General features: G+C 74.8%; 12 protein-coding genes. 10 read left to right on the forward strand and 2 right to left on the reverse strand.

Annotation, left to right across the window (positions count from 1 at the left end):
* Nucleotides 1–89 precede the first annotated feature (89 nt).
* Nucleotides 90–278 carry a hypothetical protein gene (locus tag ACZ6CV_RS17890; protein WP_469251720.1) on the forward strand — a complete coding sequence of 63 codons (189 nt, stop codon included), beginning with the start codon at nucleotides 90–92 and terminating at the stop codon, nucleotides 276–278.
* Nucleotides 279–326: 48 nt separating this feature from the next.
* Here ACZ6CV_RS17890 and ACZ6CV_RS17895 read toward each other — a convergent pair whose 3' ends face one another.
* On the reverse strand, nucleotides 327–797 hold the full coding sequence (locus tag ACZ6CV_RS17895) for a PPOX class F420-dependent oxidoreductase (RefSeq protein WP_469251721.1): 471 nt from the start codon (nucleotides 795–797) through the stop codon (nucleotides 327–329).
* A gap of 205 nt (nucleotides 798–1,002) precedes the next feature.
* On the opposite strand from ACZ6CV_RS17895, the gene ACZ6CV_RS17900 reads away from it, so the two are divergent.
* From ACZ6CV_RS17900 to ACZ6CV_RS17940, 9 genes are all read left to right on the forward strand, one after another.
* Entirely contained in the window at nucleotides 1,003–2,271 is a 1,269-nt protein-coding gene (locus ACZ6CV_RS17900) for an MFS transporter (protein ID WP_469251722.1), read from the forward strand.
* 172 nt (nucleotides 2,272–2,443) lie between these two features.
* On the forward strand, nucleotides 2,444–3,130 hold the full coding sequence (gene snpA, locus ACZ6CV_RS17905) for a snapalysin (RefSeq protein ID WP_469251723.1): 687 nt from the start codon (nucleotides 2,444–2,446) through the stop codon (nucleotides 3,128–3,130).
* A gap of 176 nt (nucleotides 3,131–3,306) precedes the next feature.
* On the forward strand, nucleotides 3,307–5,262 hold the full coding sequence (locus ACZ6CV_RS17910) for a transglycosylase domain-containing protein (RefSeq protein WP_469251724.1): 1,956 nt from the start codon (nucleotides 3,307–3,309) through the stop codon (nucleotides 5,260–5,262).
* A 130-nt stretch (nucleotides 5,263–5,392) separates the two neighbouring features.
* Entirely contained in the window at nucleotides 5,393–6,289 is an 897-nt protein-coding gene (locus ACZ6CV_RS17915; protein ID WP_469251725.1) for a MerR family transcriptional regulator, read from the forward strand.
* Nucleotides 6,290–6,444: 155 nt separating this feature from the next.
* Nucleotides 6,445–8,187: a trypsin-like serine peptidase gene (locus ACZ6CV_RS17920; RefSeq protein ID WP_469251726.1), complete on the forward strand. Its 1,743-nt coding sequence runs from the start codon at nucleotides 6,445–6,447 to the stop codon at nucleotides 8,185–8,187.
* Nucleotides 8,184–10,595, forward strand: coding sequence for a tetratricopeptide repeat protein (locus ACZ6CV_RS17925; protein WP_469251727.1), 2,412 nt, complete (start codon nucleotides 8,184–8,186; stop codon nucleotides 10,593–10,595). Before ACZ6CV_RS17920 ends, ACZ6CV_RS17925 begins: the two co-directional genes overlap by 4 nt.
* Entirely contained in the window at nucleotides 10,544–12,118 is a 1,575-nt protein-coding gene (locus tag ACZ6CV_RS17930) for a vWA domain-containing protein (RefSeq protein ID WP_469251728.1), read from the forward strand. Before ACZ6CV_RS17925 ends, ACZ6CV_RS17930 begins: the two co-directional genes overlap by 52 nt.
* Before the next feature lie 277 nt (nucleotides 12,119–12,395).
* Nucleotides 12,396–13,592 (forward strand): hypothetical protein, encoded by a 1,197-nt coding sequence (locus tag ACZ6CV_RS17935; protein WP_469251729.1) that lies wholly within the window; start codon nucleotides 12,396–12,398, stop codon nucleotides 13,590–13,592.
* Nucleotides 13,589–14,926 carry an extracellular solute-binding protein gene (locus tag ACZ6CV_RS17940; RefSeq protein WP_469251730.1) on the forward strand — a complete coding sequence of 446 codons (1,338 nt, stop codon included), beginning with the start codon at nucleotides 13,589–13,591 and terminating at the stop codon, nucleotides 14,924–14,926. The genes ACZ6CV_RS17935 and ACZ6CV_RS17940 overlap by 4 nt, the downstream gene beginning before the upstream one ends.
* Nucleotides 14,927–14,953: 27 nt before the next feature.
* Here the strand turns inward: ACZ6CV_RS17940 and ACZ6CV_RS17945 are convergent, their stop codons facing one another.
* Nucleotides 14,954–16,804, reverse strand: a complete 1,851-nt coding sequence (locus tag ACZ6CV_RS17945; RefSeq protein ID WP_469251731.1) for an MFS transporter — start codon at nucleotides 16,802–16,804, stop codon at nucleotides 14,954–14,956.
* Nucleotides 16,805–16,847 lie beyond the last annotated feature (43 nt).

The raw sequence follows: 16,847 nt of genomic DNA on the forward strand, positions 1-16,847 counted from the left end.
CCACCGACTGATCCAATGCACGAAGAGGGGGACGGACCGGCCCGGACCGGCCGGCCCGCCCCCCTCCGCACGTCTAGGGAGAAATCCTCATGGGCTTTCTGTACTTGACCTTCTTCGCCGCGTTCCTCTACCTGGTGCCCGTGGCCCTGCTGTGCAGGAAGGTCGCGATCAGGACAACGGCGAAGATGGGCTGGACCATGGCTTCCCTGCTGATCGGCTTCCCCGTCGTCCTGCTGGTCATCGGCGGCATGGTGGACGCCAAGGGCGCCGCCTCGTAGACGGGCCTCGTAAAGGGGCCTCGCCCACCAGTCCGTCCGCTCAGTCGCTCAGCCGAGGTCCTCGCCGTACACCCGGTCGACCGTCATCGTCATCAGCACCCGGCGGTCGGCCACCATCGCCGCACGGTACTCGTCCCAGTCCGGGTGCTCCCCCGCCGCCGTCCGGTAGTAGGTCACCAGGGCCTCGACCTCGGGGCCGTGCGGGTCGGTGCCCGGGCCCGTGAGGGTCGCGATGCCCTCGGCGGTGGCCCAGGAGCGGCCGTCGGGGCCGGTGACCTCCAGCGTGGCACGCGGGTCCCGGCGCAGGTTCGCCGTCTTGGCCCGGCCCTCGGTCATCGACACGTGGAGGAGCCCCGTCTCCGCGTCGTAGAAGGGCATGACGGGTGACAGCTGCGGGCGGCCGTCCGACTTGATCGTGGCGAGGACACCGAGCCGGCTCTCCGCGAGCAGCGCGTACGGGTCGAACGCCGGCCGGGCGGGAGCGCCTGAAGTGCCGGGCGTACCAGGTGTGTTCGTCATGTGCGGGGCCTCCGAGAACAGGGCGGGCGTACGGACAGGGCGGGCCAGGTGGGTGGTACGACGTCCCCACCCCCCGGACGGCAGAGGCACCGCACGTCGTACGTCCCATCATCAGCAAGCCCCCACGGACCCACCGCATTCCCCCCTCCCCCACCCCCCTTAAGCTGCCCGCCACACCGAACCCATCCGCGAGCCCCGGGGGACCATGACCAACGCCACGGAAACGGCCGCCGGGCAGACGCCACCGCCACCGCCACCTCCCCCGCACCCTTCGCCCGCGTCCCCCTCCCCCCTCCGCACTCCCGTCTTCCGGCGCTTCCTCCTCGCCCAGCTCGTCTCCGCCACCGGATCCGCCATGGCCCCGCTCGCCCTCGCGTACGCGGTGATCGGCGCGGGTGGCGGGGCCGGGGCGCTCGGGGTCGTGCTGGCCACCAACACCGTGCCGACCGTCGTCTTCCTGCTGGTCGGCGGTGTCCTCGCGGACCGGGTCTCCCGTAGCCGGCTGCTCTTCCGCGGCAATCTGCTCGCCGCGACCGCGCAGGGCGCCCTCACCCTGGTCGTGGCCGGCGGGCACGCGGGCACCGGCTCGATCGCCGCCTGCGGCTTCGTCTCGGGCGTCGCGGTGGCCCTCACCGCGCCCGCCGCGCAGGGCGTCGTCGCCCAGCTCGTCGCGCCGGGACAGTTGCAGCAGGCCAACGCCCTGCTCCGGCTGCCCACCAACGCCGTCAAGGTGGTCGGGCCCGTCGTCGGCGGCATGGTCGTCGCGGTCAGCGGCCCCGCATGGGCGCTCGGCTTCGACGCGGTCACCTTCGCCGTCGCGGCGCTGCTCCTGCTCGGGCTGCGGCTCGGCGCCCCGGCGGGCAGGGGCAGCGTGCTCGCCGATCTCAGGGCGGGTTGGGCGGGGTTCCGGTCGCGGACCTGGCTGTGGACGTACACCGCCGCGGGCACGGTGCTCGTCGCGGCCTGGCTCGCGGGGTACCAGCTGCTGGGGCCCGTCGTCGCCGAGGAGCGGTACGCGGGGGCCCGCACCTGGGGGTTCGTCCAGGGCGCGTTCTCGCTGGGGCTCCTCGCGGGGACGGTCGTCTGTCTGCGGTGGAAACCGCACCGGCTCCTCACCGTCGCCGTCGTCGCCGGCGCGGGGCTCGCGGTGCCGCTCGCGGGCCTCGCGCTCGGCCTTCCGCTGCCCTGGCTGCTGCTCGCCGCCGCGGCCGCCGGCGTCACCCTGGACATCGCGGTCGTCACTTGGGCTACCGCCTTCCAACAGCACGTGCCGGAGGCGGAGTTGGGGAGGATGAGCTCCTTCAATCAGGTCGGCGAGCGGCTCGCGATCCCGCTCGGCTATCTCCTCGTCGCCCTCGCCTCGTCCGCCTTCGCCGACCGGTCGGTCCTGCTGGTCTGTGCGGGCGTCATCGTGGCCGCCACTCTGCTCAACCTCTGCGTACGCGACGTACACCGGATCCGGCGGCTGACGTGACCCAGGGGGGCGCCCGCGGCAGCCGTAAACCTCAAGTCCCCGCCTCCGTAACCCCGTTGATGCCATGGCGCTATCACCAGATGGCATCGGCTCAAACGCGCCCCGCCCTCCCGATACTCGTCCCGACCGGAGGCCGCACCCGCAGGCCCCCGCCCGGAAGGGACACACCCCCATGAACCGAACCAGAACCAGCCTCGCCGCCACCCTCGGCGCGACCGCGCTCCTGGCCTCCCTGGCCGCCGCCCCCACGGCGTTCGCGGCACCGGCACCGGCGCACGAGTCGGTGCAGCCGGCGTCCGCCCCCGCCGTGTCCGGGTACACCGGATCCGCCGAGGACAAGGCCGCCACCCGGCAGTTCTTCGACGCCGTCATGAAGTCGGCGCTGAAGCAGCAGGCCGCGAAGCCCGGCATCCAGGTCGTCACCGTCCGGTACAGCACGAGCCGGGCGCCCAGCTTCCGCAGCCAGATAGCCCAGAGCACGCAGATCTGGAACTCCTCGGTCAGCAACGTGAAGCTCCAGGAGTCGTCCTCGGGCGCCAACTTCGAGTACCGCGAGGGCAACGACTCGCGCGGCTCGTACGCCTCCACGGACGGGCACGGCCGGGGTTACATCTTCCTCGACTACCGGCAGAACCAGCAGTACAACTCCACCCGCGTGACGGCCCACGAGACCGGCCACGTCCTCGGTCTGCCCGACCACTACTCGGGCCCCTGCAGCGAGCTGATGTCGGGCGGCGGCCCCGGCACGTCCTGCACCAACCCGTACCCGAACGCGCAGGAGCGGCAGCGCGTCAACGCCCTCTGGGCCAACGGGATCGCGGCCCTCCAGAACAAGGGCGTACTGACGAAGGTCCGCTGACCGCAGTCGAGGGCCCGCTGACCGCCGTCAAGGTCCGCTGACCCCGGCCGGCCCCGCCGACTCCCCTCGGCGGTCTGTTACGTGACGCAAACAGCCTCCGGGGAACTCCCGCGCTGTTACGCACCGCAAACAGCCTCGGGGCCAACCCGGCCGCGCACGGCGCGCTCTCCCCCGGCATGGGTACACATGCTCAGGGGAACAGGGCGCGCCGTCGCGGCCGGCGACGGTTCGTGGACTATCCGCGCTCCGGCCGCCGCGGCGTCCGCCGCTGGCTCCCGTCGTGGCGCCAACTGCTGGGCTCCGCCGCGCTGTTCGTCGTCATCGTCGCCGGGCTCTTCGTCTGCGTGTACATCAGCGTGGACATCCCCGACGCCAACGCGTCGGCCCGCCGCGAGGCCAACGTCTACTACTGGTCCGACGGCACCCAGATGGTGAGCACCGGCGAGGTCAACCGGCAGAACGTGGAGCTCGACCAGATCGCCCCGGCCGCCGTGCATGCCGTGATCGCCGCCGAGAACGAGACGTTCTACCGGGACTCCGGGGTGTCCCCCAAGGGGTTCGCCCGCGCCGCCGTCAACATGGTGCGCGGCCGGGAGACGCAGGGCGGCTCCACCATCACCCAGCAGTACGTGAAGAACACCTACCTCTCGCAGGACCAGACGGTCACCCGGAAGGTCAAGGAGTTCGTCATCGCGCTGAAGCTGGACCGCGGCACGAGCAAGGACGAGATCCTCAAGGGCTATCTGAACACCAGCTGGTTCGGGCGCGGCGCCTACGGCATCGAAGCCGCCGCCCACGCCTACTACGGCATCCCCGCAGCCCGGCTCGACCCCAGCCAAGGGGCGTTCCTCGCCGCGATGCTGAAGGGCGCCGAGCAGTACGACCCGGCGGGCGGCGCCGCCAACCACCGGCGGGCCCGGGAGCGCTGGGCGTGGATCCTGGACCGGCAGGTCGGGGTCGGCCTGATGACGAAGAAGGAGCGGGCCGGGTACCGCACCTTCCCCGAGCCGCGCAGCCGCTCGCGCTCCACCAGCCTCGGCGGACAGACCGGCTACCTCGTCGACATCGCGAGCCGGTACGTCAAGGAGCACACCGGACTCACCGACGAGGAGCTCGCCCGCGGCGGTTACGAGATCCACACCACCTTCGACCGGCACAAGGTGCGCCGCCTGGAGCGTGCCGTGCGCCGCGTCCTGGACCGTGACACCGACCCGAAGAAGCGGGCCGCCGACCGGTACCTGCAGGCCGGCGCCGCCTCCGTGCGGCCCTCCGACGGGGCGATCGTGGCGCTGTACGGCGGGCCTGACGCCACCGAGCACTTCACCAACAACGCCGACACCGCAGGGGTGCCCGCCGGTTCGGCCTTCAAGCCGTTCGTGCTGGCCGCCGCGCTGCAGTACGGGGTGCCCGTGCACGACGAGCCGCTCACCGAGGCGGCCGGACACCCGGCCCGCGCCCCCGACCTGCGCCCGAGCCGGCTCGCCGACGCGCACTACGCGGCCGACGGCGCCCTGCGCCAGGACCGTGGCGCCCCCGACCCCGACCGCCCCAAGCTCGGCCGGGCCCTGCTCTCCGGCGGCAACGCCACCTACGTACGCCTCGGCAAGGACGTCGGCCGGGACAAGGTCCGCCGCACGGCCGTCGACGCGGGCATGCTGCGCCGCAGCATGGGCCGCCTGGAGCCGACCTTTTCCATCGGCACGTCGACGCCCAGCGCGATTCGCATGGCCACCGCGTACGCGACGTTCGCGAGCGCCGGGATCCGGCACGACCCGTACTCGGTGACCGAGGTCGTCAAGGACGGCGAGGAGCTGCCCGGCCTGGAGCGGCCCGCGTCCCGGCGGGCGCTCGACGGGGACGTGGCCCGGCAGGTCACCGACGCGCTGCGGGCCGGCGGACGGGGCCTCGGGCCGGGGGTCGCGGCGGGCCGCACCGGTGACCAGGACCGGCTCAGGTCGGCCTGGTTCGCGGGGTACACCGAGGACCTGTCGACGGCGGTGACGCTGTTCCGGGTGCGTCCCGAAGTGCCCCGGCTGCTGCCGATGTCGGGCGTCGGCGGCCCGACGTCCCGGCACGGGAGCGTGCTGCCGCCGCGGATCTGGAAGGAGTACGCGCGGGGGGCCGGCCGCTGACGCGGGGTCGCGCGAGGGCGGGCCTTTGACGCGGGGCGCACGAGGGGGGCGGGCCGTTGACCTTGCCCCTGGGGCAGACTCCATCGTCTGCGTCACCGGGCCGCACGGCCCGGTGACGGAGGATGATCCCGTGAGCGAGACACCAGCAGGGCCGGTGCGGGCCGGCGGCGAGCTGCTCTCCATCGGCGAGTTCGCCACCCGCGCCCGGCTCTCCCCCAAGGCGCTGCGGCTGTACGACCGGCTGGGTCTGCTGCCGCCCGCCCACGTCGACGAGGTCAACGGCTACCGCTACTACCGGCCGGACCAGGTCGAACGTGCCCGCACGGTCGCGCTGCTGCGCCGCCTCGACATGCCGCTCGCGGCGGTCGCGGAGGTGGTGGCGCTGGACGGGGAGCGGGCGGCGCGCTCGCTCGAGCGGTACTGGGCCGGGATCGAGGAGCGCTTCGCGGAACAGCGGACGCTCGCGCGGTACCTCCGTGGCCGACTGTCGGGAAGGAACACCGAGTTGTACGCGACATTCGAGATGCGCGTCGTGGACGTGCCGGAGCGGTACGTCCTCAGCGAGACCAGGCACGTGCGGGGCGATGAGCTGTCCGCGTGGATCGGCGCGTCCGCCGAACGTCTGGAGCGGGCCGCCGCCGAGGAGTGCGGGGGCATCGCCGCCCCGCACTTCGTCGTCTACCACGCGGAGGTGACCGAGGAGAGCGACGGGCCCGCCGAGTCCTGCGTGCCCGTCGTCGACGTGGCGGCCGCCCGCGCGTGGGCGGAACGGCAGGGCAGGGCCCAGGACGTCCGGGTGCGCAAGGAGCCCGCGCACCGGCTCGCCTGCACCAGGATCACCAAGGCGCAGGTCTCCTATCCGCAGATCATCGCGGCGTTCGACGCCGTGGAGGCGTGGATCGCCGAGCAGGGGCTCACCGTGACGGGACCCTGCCGCGAGGTGTACTTCGCGGACTGGACGCGGACGGGGCCCGAGGACGAGGTGTGCGACGTGGCGTTCCCGGTGTCGGGGGAGGTCTCGGCCTAGGGGCGGCGTCCTCCCCGTACCGACGTATCCCCCTGCCTCCGCCTGCTTCCCCCTGCCTCCCCTTGCAGCCCAGGAGCTTTTGTCCGTCTCCGCACCTATCCTGAGGAAGCATGGAGGGGGCTGCGGAAGCTGGGGACGGGGGCGTCAACTCTCCGATGGACCATTCGAGTTGGCGGGTACGGCTGCGCCGGTGGGCGGCCTCGGGCAGCGGTGACGTGCTCGGCGCCGGCGTCCTGTTCGGCGCCGATCGCGTCCTCACCTGCGCCCATGTGATCCGCGACCCGGCGACGGGGCTGCGGCCCGACCGCGTCCAGGTCGAGTTCCCGCTGCTGCAGGGCCTGGAGCGCACCCCGTGGCGGACCGCGACCGTGGCGGCCGGGCACTGGGCGCCGCCCTTCGGCAAGGCGCAGGGCGACCTCGCGGTGCTCGTCCTGGACTCCCCCGCGCCGCTCCCCTCGCCCGTCACGCTGCACCGCACGCTCGACTACCGGGGCGCCACCGTCCTCATCGACGGCTTCCCCGAGCACCGGTCGGGCGGCCAGTGGCTCACCGGGGTCTGCCGGGGGCCCGGCGGCGAGGGCGACGAGCGGGTGCAGATCGACCTCACCGGAGCGGGCGCCGAGGCCGGCGGGGCGGCGCGGCTGCGGGGCGGGTTCAGCGGGGCAGGGGTGCGCGAGGAGGGCACGGACCGGCTGCTCGGCGTCCTGGTGCAGGCCGACGAGCGGGGCGAGCACGGGTACATGATCCCGGCGGCCACCGTCGCCAAGTACTTCCGGCGGTTCGCCGAGCGGTACGTGAGCGGGCCGCACGCCATCCCCGGCCACCGCGTCGTCTCGGCGGACGCGGCCCGCACGGCCCGCCCGCACGGCCTGCAGCGCACCGTCACCCGCTGGCTGAACGGCGAGGCGGACGCGTGGGACACCGAGGTGCTCTTCGTCGCCGAGGACGACGACCGGGCCCGCCAGGCCCTGTACGTCGTCCTGAACATGGCCGACCGCGAACAGTCCCCCCAACTCGCGGTGCGGCCGGTCGAGCACGGGGCGGGCGGCGACTCGCTGCTGTCCCGGGCCGGCATCGCGCCCCGGGTCGGCTCCATCGGCCTCGTCCTCGACCTGGAGGGCGTCGCCCTCGACGACCCGGGACGGCCGGAGCTGCGCGAGGCGCTCGCCGTCCTGCGGCACGAACTGCGGCACGCGGCCCGCCCGCACACCGCGCCGCGGCGACGCCCGGCCGTCGCCGTGCTCTACGCCGACCGGTCGGCCACCGAACCCGCCGACGCGGCCCGCGTGCTGGCCGAACTGGCCGACGGCGGCGCTCGGTTGCTCCTCGTGGTCCGCTCCAGCACGCACGGCTTCACCTACGCGCTCGCCGAGCGGCTGCTGCCCGCCGAGCGCGCCGCGCAGTGGCTGCAGCGGATCGGCGCGCGCGTGGATGTCCTCGCCGACACCGAACGGCGCGCCCGGCACCTGTTCCACCGGGTGGAGCCGCACGTCGTCGACCCGCCGACCGCCACGGCGTACGCGGCCCGTGCCGCGCTGTGGACCGTACAGCTCAGCGGCGAACTGCGGCCGCCGTCGGAGCGGGGCGGACCCCGCTTCCTGGAGAAGCTCTCGTACGCCGAACAGGCCGTGGAAACCTACCTGTTGCGGGCCGAGCGCGCCGAGGGCGAGCTGCGCGGCGTGCTCGACGCGCATCTGCGGCTGCGGGGGCTGCTCCGCGACCATCTGGCCCGCCTCGCCCGGCGGGGCCTCGCCGAGCACCCGGACGCGGTGGGCCCGTACCGCGAGGCGCAGCGGCTCCTGATGGCGGGCCCCTGCCCCCTGCCCGACGCCGAGCGGGCCGTCGCGGCGTTCACCCGGGTGGTACGGCGCCTGACCGACGCGGGCGGTGACTCGTGAGCCCAGCCAAACCCTGCCCCCACCCCGGCTGTTCGGGCTCCGTCACCCCCACCGGGTACTGCCTGGCGAGCGGCGAACGCGTGGACGCCGACACCGGCCTGCACTCCGCGGCGGTGGCCCCGGACACCGTGGTCCCGGCGGTCCCCCGGCCATCCCGATCCGAGGACCGCGAGTCCTCCGAGCTCTGGGTCGTCGAGGCGGCGGGCGTCGGTCCGGCGGCGCGGGACGCCCGCGTCGTACTGCCGGGCGAGCACCCCGACCCCACCGTGCTGCCCGAGATCACCCTCCTGGACCGGGCGGACACCGCCGGGCCCGCGCCGGACGGGGGGCTTCCGTTGCCGGCCGGCACGCTGCTCGCCGGCCAGTACCGTCTGGTGCGGCCGCTCGGGTACGGCGGAATGGGCGAGGTCTGCCTCGCGCACGACACCAAGGTCGACGACCGCGCCGTCGCCGTGAAGATGCTCCACGCCGACCTCGCGACCACCTCGTACGGCCTCCTGGAAGGCGAGCGGCGCGAGCTGGTCGAGCTGAACCACGACGGGTTCATCCGGGTCTTCAACTACGGGCACCACGACGGCGTCGGCGACTTCCTCGTCCTGCAGTACGTCGACGGGCTCAACCTCGAAGAGGTGCGGGCCCGCGCCCGCGAGCGCCCCGACGAGTTCGGCGGGGAACGCTTCCTGGAGTTCGTGCTCGCGTACGGCGTGCGGATCCTCGCCGCGCTCGCGCATCTGCACGCCCCCGAACGCGGCAAGGTGTACGGCGACCTGAAGCCGCCCAACGTCATGCACGACGGGTCCACCACCAAGCTCGTCGACGTCGGCAGCGTGCGCCGCGCGGGCGCGCCCGGCCTCACCACCGACCTCTACCGGGCGCCGACCGTCGGCGCCCGCGGCGAATCGGCGCCGCAGGACGACCTGTTCAGCCTCGGCGAGACCCTGCGCACCCTGTGCGGCATCGGCGGGACCCGCCACGACCTCGCCGGGCTCGCCGCCCTCGACCCGCTGGACGACCCGGCCACCGGCCACCGCGGCCTCGGCCCGGTCTCCCTCGCCCGGGTCCTGCGCCGCGCCACCCGCACCCGGCGCGAGGACCGCTTCGCCACCGCCCGCGAGATGGACGACCAACTGCGCGGCGTCTTCCGCGAACTGCGCTCGCTGCGCACCGGCGCGGAGACCTTCGAGCCCTCCCCCCTCTTCCTGCAGTCCGCGCACGCCCTGGACGCCGGACTCGGCGCCCCACCCGAGGTGTCCCGCTGGGCGGCCCCGACGTCGGCGCCCCACCACCCCGCGCCCGCACCGGCCGAGGTGGCGGGGCGGCTGCCGGTGCCACGCCCCGACCCCGACGACGACCACCACCGCGAGCTCAGCAGGCTCAGCGACGACGACCCCGAGGCGCTGCTCCAGCACACCGGCGACTGGCGCGGCTCCCCCGAGGTGCACCTGCTGCGGTGCAGGCTGCGGCTGCGGGTGCCGCGCCCGGGCCCCGACGACGGTCCGCTCACCGGTGCCGAGACCGCGCTCGCGCTGGCCGAGGACGCCATCGGGCCCGCCGCGGCCCCGTACGACTGGCGGCTCGACTGGCACCGCGGGCTGCTCGCGCTCGCCCGCTCCCGGGTGGCCGAGGCGCGCGGCCACTTCGACCGGGTCTACGGCGCGATCCCCGGCGAGTACGCGCCCAAGCTGGCCCTCGGCTACTGCGCGGAGCGGCTGGGGCGCGGGCACGAGGCGCTGACCTTCTACGAGGCGGTGCGGCTGCGCAACCCCTCGCTGGGCAGCGCCGCGTTCGGGGCCGCGCGGGCCCGGCTCGCGCTGGGCGGGCCCGCCGCCCTCACCGACGCCATCGCCGCGCTCGACGCGGTGCCGCAGCACTCACGGCACCGCACCGCCGCCCGTACGGCCGCCGTGCGCGTCCGCGTCGACCATGCGCGGGACGCGGCCGGACTCGGCGCGGCGGTACGGGCGTTGGCCCAGCTGTTCTCCGCGCACGGGCTGACCGACGCGCAGGCGCGGGTGCGGATGAAGGCGGAGGTGTGGGGCGCGGCGCACCGGCTCCTCGGCGGGGCGGCCGGGCCCCCGCCGGCGGACGGCGCGGCGGCGCCCCGCATGATGACCGCCGCCGAGCTGCGCGCCGTCGCCGCGCACGCCGATCCGCTGCTCGCCTTCCCGGCGGACGAGCGGGCGCTGCGCACCGACCTGTCCCGCTTCTACCGGGGCCTCGCCCACCAGGCGGCCCGCGACGCACCGGCCGCGCCCGACGACGACGGCGCGCCGCCCCTCGCCGAAGTCCTCCTGGACCGCGCCTACGCGGTGCGTCCCCTCGGACTCCGGCACTCCCGATTCGGCAAGGACACGCCATGGCTGGGCACGAAGATCAGGAACTGGCCGCCTCGGTCACCCTCGAGGTGAACCAGGTGCTCGAGCTCCCCCGTCCTACCGGTGCCCGGGAGACGGCCCGGATGTACGCGGTGGTCACGGTCACCGTCCGCAGGACGGCCGGGGCGGCACGGGAACCGGCACCGGCTCTGGGTCCGGCTTCGGGTCCGGCTCTGGGTTCGGCTCCGGCGGAGGTGGCGGGCGCCGGGGCGGGCGGTGCGCGGCTCGCCGAGGTGTTGCTCATCGATCACTCCTCGTCGATGGTCATGCCGCCGAGCCGGCTCGTCGCCGCCCGTGCCGCCGCCGTCGGCGCGCTGGCCCGTATCCCGGACGGCTCGTTGTTCGCCCTGGTGGCCGGTGGCGACAGGGCCGCCATGATCTACCCCCGGCGGCCCCAACTCGCCGTCGCGCACGCCGAGTCCAGGGCCGCCGCCGAGGCGGCCCTGCGCGACTGCACGCCGGGGGGCGGCACCGCGATGGGTACCTGGCTGGAGCGTGCCCGGCACCTCTTCCGCGATCTGCCCGGCGCGGGGGCCGGTGCCGGTGCCGGTGCCGGTGCGGGCGCGGGCGTCGCGGCCGACCGTCTCGTACGCCACGCCCTGCTGCTCACCGACGGCAAGAACGAACCCGGCTACGAGACCCGCGCGGAGCTGCGCGAGCGCGTCGAACAGTGCGCGCACGCCTTCACCTGTGACGTCGTCGGCATCGGTGACGCCTGGGAGACCGAGGAACTCCTGCTGATCGCAGGTGCGTTGGGCGGGCGCGCCCGCGCCGTCGACGATCTGACCCGGCTGCCCGGCGAGGTGGCCGCGCTCGCCGGGCGCGCCGCCGACCGTGACGTCACCGGGCTGCGCCTGCGGCTGACCCACCGCGCGGGGGTGCGCCCGTACTCCTTCGAGCAGGTCCACCCGACGCGGGCCGTGCTCGAACCCGACCACGTCGACCTGTCCGGCGTGCGGACGGGGGCGGGCGGGCCCGTCCAGGAGTACGGGCTCGGTCCGTGCGGGGACGAGGCCCGCGCCTATCTGCTCTGCGTCGGCGCGCCCTACGACCCCGCCCAGCTCGGCAAGGAGCTCCTGCTCACCGAGGTGGAACTGGTGGCCGACGGGTCCGGCGCGCCCCTTGAACTCCCCACCCCTCAGCCCGTGTTGATGCGCTGGACCGACGACCCCGACCTGTACAGCAGGCTCGACCCGCAGGTCGCGCACTACCGGCACGAGGAAGAGCTGCACCGCACCTTCGAGGAGGCCTGCGCGGAGCTGAAGCGCGGCGGGCGCGCCGCGGCCGAGACCCTGCTCGGCACCGCCTGGCGGCTCGCCACCGAGGCGGGCGACACGGCCATGCAGGCCCACCTGCGCCGCCTCGTCCGCGTCCGCGATGCGGCGCGGGGCACCGTGGAACTGCGCGACCACATAGCCCGGTTCGACGTGGAGGCGGCCCGCATCCAGTCGAGCATGACGGTCCTACCGGGCGGCACCGGGCCGGGGGGCGGCACCGGGCCGGGGGGCGGCACCGGGCCGAGGGGCGGCACCGGGCCGAGGGGCGGCGCCCTATGACGGACCCCCGCCCCGCCCCCGGACAGCGCCCCGCCGCCACCCCGCACGGCGGGCTACGCCGGCCCACCCGGCCCACACCACCCACCGACCACACCCCCACCCGCGGCCCCCTGCCCGGCGACGGCACCCCACCACCCGGCGGCAACCGCCACCGCCACCACGCCCCCAGACAGCTCCCCACCACCCCCCACGACGGGTCACGCCCACCCCACCGGACCCGCACCGCCAGCCACCGGCCCGGCGTCCCCGCCCCCAGCGCCCCACCCGGCGGCACCCCATGACCAACCCCCACCCCACCCCCCGGCAGCTCGTCGCCCTCACCCTGCGCGTCCTGCGTCAGTACCTCTGGCCCGCCCCGCTCGCCCCCCGCCTCCGCAACCGTCGTTACCTCCGCGAGCGGCTGATCTCATTACCCCTACTCACCGTTGTCGCCGCCGCCGCGTTCGGGTGGGCGTACGCCGACATCCGTACCGACTCGACCGCGCTGCGCGACAGCTTCGCCCCCGCACTCGTCGGGCTCGCCGAGGCCGAGACCTCGTTGCGCATCGCCGACCGCGAGGCCGGCGAGAGTCTGGACGCCGGGGAGGCGGTGCAGCTCAGCGGGTTGAGCAAGCGGTACAGCACGCGCACCACACGGGCCGTGCAGCGCCTCAACCAGGTCGCCCGCAGCGGCGCCCTGACCACCGCCGAACGCCAGGAGCTCGACGTCGTCTCCGGCCTCGTCGTGGACTACGGCACCTGGATCACCTTCGCGCAGAACAACGTCGCCGACCCCACCCTGCGCAACGCCGGCCTCTCCTACGCCCGCAGCATGCTCTGCCCGGAACCGGAACCGGGACCGGCCTCCACGACGGCGGACGGCGGTTACCCACCCTGCGATACCGGCACCGGCACCGGAACCGGCTCCCGCTCCCGTTCCGACGCCACCGCCGTCGTCGACCGCATCTCCGCCCTGGAGGACCACCTGCGCGACCGCCTCACCGACCGCGCCGCGCTCGGCGCCCCGGTGATCGCCGCGGCCGTCGTCGCCGCGCTCGCCCTCGTCCTGCTCGTCCGCGGGCTCTGGCACACCCACCTGTTCCTGCGCCGCCGGCTGCGCCTGCACCTCAGCCTGCCGCTCCTGGTGGCCGCGCTGCCGCTGCTCGGCGTGCCGTTCCTGACCGTCGACGCCGTGCTCGCCCACCGGGCACAGCAACGGGTGGTGGCCGTCGCGGGCGACCTCGTCGGCAGGACGTCACCGGCGATCGAGTCGGCGGCCGAGGAGCGCCCCTTCGCCGCCCGGCCCCGTCTCCTGATCGCGTCCCTCGACGCCCGCGCCCGCCACGAGCTGGCCGCAGGCCGCCTCGCCTCGCTGGACGGGGCCGCGCCGTGGGTGACGCCCGCCGGGCTCCTCGGCGCCGCCCTGACCGGCGCCACCCTGCACGCCTACCGCCGCGAGTACGTCCTCGTCTCCCGCTCGGGAGCCGCCGTATGACGGCCCGGACGCGTACCTCACGCAGCCCACACACCCCCCGCACCCCCCGTGCCCCCCGCACCGCACTCGCCGTGGTCCGGGCGCTCCTCGCGGCCTGTCTGCTCGCCGTCACCGCGGGCGCCTGCGGAGGCGGGCGGCCCGAGACGCTCGTGGTGCTCGGCCCCTGGACGGGCCCCGAGGGCGAGGCCTTCGAGTCGATGCTGCACCGGCTCGACGACGGCACCGGCAAGACGTACACCTACCAGGGCACGCGTTCCCTGCGCGAGACGCTCGTCGCCCAGCTGGAGGCGGGCGACCCGCCGGACGTGGCGATCCTCAACAGCGTCGGCGAGCTCACCGAGTACGCGCGGGCCGGCCGCCTCACCCCGCTCGGTCGCGCCGCCACCGGCCGCGCCTATCCGCCCTGGAGCCTGCCGCTCTCCGTGAACGGTCAGCGCCGCACCTACTGGGTGCCGTTGAAGGTCGACCTCAAGAGTCTGGTGTGGAGCAAGGAGGGGCGCTCGGCCGGCGCCCCCGACTGGTGCGTGGGCCTCGCCTCGCAGGCCACCTCCGGCTGGCCCGGCACCGACTGGGTCGAGGACATCCTGCTCCACCAGGCGGGCCCCACCGCGTACACGGAGTGGGCCACCGGGCGGCTCAGCTGGCACGACCGGCGGGTGCGCAGGGCGTGGACGACGTGGGCCGCGCTGCTCGGCGACCGCTCCAAGGCGTCGATCGACCGCTCGCTGACCACGAGTTACGTGGGAACGCCCGACCCGGCGAAGGGCGGCGGCCCGCGCGGTCTGCTCCGCTCCCTGACGCCCGGCTGCACGCACGAGCACCAGAGCGCGTTCATCCGCTACGTGTACGCGGGCGAGCCGGTCCGCGTCGACCCGGCGGCGGGCTTCCTGCGTGGCCGCTCCACCTACGACGGCGCCTACGAGGTCGCGGGCGACATGGCCGCCGTGTTCAGCCGCGATCCGGCGGCGCGCGACCTCGTGGACCGGCTGTCGTCGCCGCGGGCGCGCACGCTGTGGCGGGACCGGGCGAAGCCGGAGCTGCGGCCGCTGTTCCCCGACGCGAGCGACCCGCAGCCCGCCGACCCCACGGGCCGGCGCATCGCGCACATCCTCACCGGCCGGGCGCGCACGCTCTGCTTCGACGCGTCGGACGTGATGGCACCGGGCGTGCGCGACGCGTTCCACCGGGCCGTCCTGCAGTACTTCAGGGACCCGGCGGGCGACCGGCTCGACGCGCTCCTCGACCAGCTGGAGACCGTGCGCGCCCAGGCCGCCGCGGACGCGGGGCCCGGACGTCCGCCGGCCTCGGGGATCTGCGCGCCGCCGGGCGGCTGACCGGCCCGCCGGACGGGCCGCGCCCGGTCAGCGGCGCATCTCCTCCGGGCACGGCGTGCCGCGGGGCAGCTGGTAGGGCGAGCCGAGCCGGTAGGTGCCGGCCTTCGGGGCGAGCAGCTCGACCCACTCGTCGCCGTTGTGGTCCTCCTCGGCCTCCAGCAGACAGCCGTTGACGTTGGCGTACTCCTTGGGCCGCCGCTCGTCCGTCTCGCGCTGCCGCTTCGAGGCGTCCGTCTCGCGGGGCTGCTCGACGCCCTTGCCCTTGGCGTCGACGACGCTCAGCCACGGCGAGTACGGGATGCGGATGAGGACGCGGCCGGGCTTCTGCACGCGGACGGTCATCTCGCCCTGCTCGGCGCGTTCCACCACGGCGTGCGGCTCGGCCATCGGCGTCGGGTCGGTGACCTCGTACAGCTTCCAGTTGGAGTCGACCCACACCTGCCGCAGATACGGCAGGCCGTCCGAGATGAGCTGCGTCTCGCGCTTGCCGCCGTCCCCGTCGGGCTCGCCCTTGGGGACCGCCACGTAGTGCACGGCCCAGCGCCGCAGCCACTCGTGGTAGTTCGCGGAGTTGAGGGTGTCGTCGTAGAAGAGCGGGTTGCGCTCCATGTCGGCCTGCCGGTTCCAGCCGCGGGCCAGCTGTACGTACGTGGGGAGCGCGGACGCCTCGCGGTGGCTGCGGGCCGGCACCACCTCGACGCGGCCCTTGGCGGCGCCCCGCTCCTTCAGCTCGTGCACCAGTGGCGCGACCTCACGTGTCCAGGAGGCGTCCGACCTGGTGTGCACGATGTCGTCGACGGCCTTGAACCCGATCCACCCGGTGAAGCCGGCGAACGCCAGGACGATCACGTACCACTTGCGGGACTTCGGCACGGCGTAGGGCAGCGCGGCGAGCAGCGCGACGCCCGCGAAGGACATCGCGAGGCGCGAGATGTTGGAGCCGATCTGCGAGCTGATCAGCCAGACGCCGAGCACGAACGCCCCGTACACGGCCGTCGTGATCCGCACCGTCTTCCACTGCCGCGGCACCGCGTAGTAGACGAGGAGGGCGCAGATCAGCGGCAGCGACGCGGAGCCGAACGACATCGGCTGGGTGCCGGAGAACGGGAACAGCAACGCGGACAGGCCGACGACGACGGCGGGCGCGAGGCCCAGCGCGTAGGCGCCCGGGTAGCGCTTGCTGAGGAACAGCGCGACGGCGACGAGCCCGACGAAGAGCCCGGCCACCGGGCTGCCCATCGTCGCGAGCGCCGCGAACGGCGCGGCGACCAGCGCCTTCGCCCACCGCTTGTAGCGCCAGCGGTGCGGCCAGCAGAAGACGGCGGCGACCGCCATCAGCGCGAACATCTGGCCGAGGCCGTAGGTCACACGCCCCGACACCGCGTTGCACAGCAGCGCGAAGACACCGGCGGCGGTCGGCCACAGCAGCCGCTGCACGGCGCGGCTGCGCATCAGGATCATGGTGAGCAGCGCGGCGGAGACGGTCCCCGCGATCATCATCGTGGTCCGCACGCCGAGCACCGACATCAGGTACGGCGAGATGACGCTGTACGACACCGGGTGCATGCCGCCGTACCAGCCGAGGTTGTACGCGGAGGCGGGGTGGCGTCCGACGAACTCGGCCCAGGCGTCCTGCGCGGCGAGGTCACCGCCGCTGTTGGCGAAGACGAAGAACCAGACGATGTGCAGCACCGCGGCGACGACGGTCGTGATCGTCACGGGGTGGCGTGCGAAGCGCCGCTGCCACGGCTCGACCGGTCCCGTCTCGGAGGTGCGGCGCTGGGCCGGCAGCTTTATTCGCGCAGCGCCGCGGCCACCCCCGCCCGTCTCAGGCGCGGCGGCGTCGTCTTCGGCGCGCGTCGGCTCCGCTGTGGCCACTGGAGGTTCTCCCCGTGTCGTCCGTGTTTCCGGAGTGCCCCGG

The sequence above is a fragment of the Streptomyces sp. NPDC041713 genome (assembly GCF_055591085.1).

What these genes read in the sequence shown, in the direction of transcription:
- ACZ6CV_RS17890 (WP_469251720.1), top strand. Translation starts at nt 90, where the DNA reads ATGGGCTTTCTGTACTTGACCTTCTTCGCCGCGTTCCTCTACCTGGTG.
- ACZ6CV_RS17895 (WP_469251721.1), bottom strand. Translation starts at nt 797, where the DNA reads ATGACGAACACACCTGGTACGCCCGGCACTTCAGGCGCTCCCGCCCGG.
- ACZ6CV_RS17900 (WP_469251722.1), top strand. Translation starts at nt 1,003, where the DNA reads ATGACCAACGCCACGGAAACGGCCGCCGGGCAGACGCCACCGCCACCG.
- snpA (WP_469251723.1), top strand. Translation starts at nt 2,444, where the DNA reads ATGAACCGAACCAGAACCAGCCTCGCCGCCACCCTCGGCGCGACCGCG.
- ACZ6CV_RS17910 (WP_469251724.1), top strand. Translation starts at nt 3,307, where the DNA reads ATGGGTACACATGCTCAGGGGAACAGGGCGCGCCGTCGCGGCCGGCGA.
- ACZ6CV_RS17920 (WP_469251726.1), top strand. Translation starts at nt 6,445, where the DNA reads ATGGACCATTCGAGTTGGCGGGTACGGCTGCGCCGGTGGGCGGCCTCG.
- ACZ6CV_RS17930 (WP_469251728.1), top strand. Translation starts at nt 10,544, where the DNA reads ATGGCTGGGCACGAAGATCAGGAACTGGCCGCCTCGGTCACCCTCGAG.
- ACZ6CV_RS17935 (WP_469251729.1), top strand. Translation starts at nt 12,396, where the DNA reads ATGACCAACCCCCACCCCACCCCCCGGCAGCTCGTCGCCCTCACCCTG.
- ACZ6CV_RS17940 (WP_469251730.1), top strand. Translation starts at nt 13,589, where the DNA reads ATGACGGCCCGGACGCGTACCTCACGCAGCCCACACACCCCCCGCACC.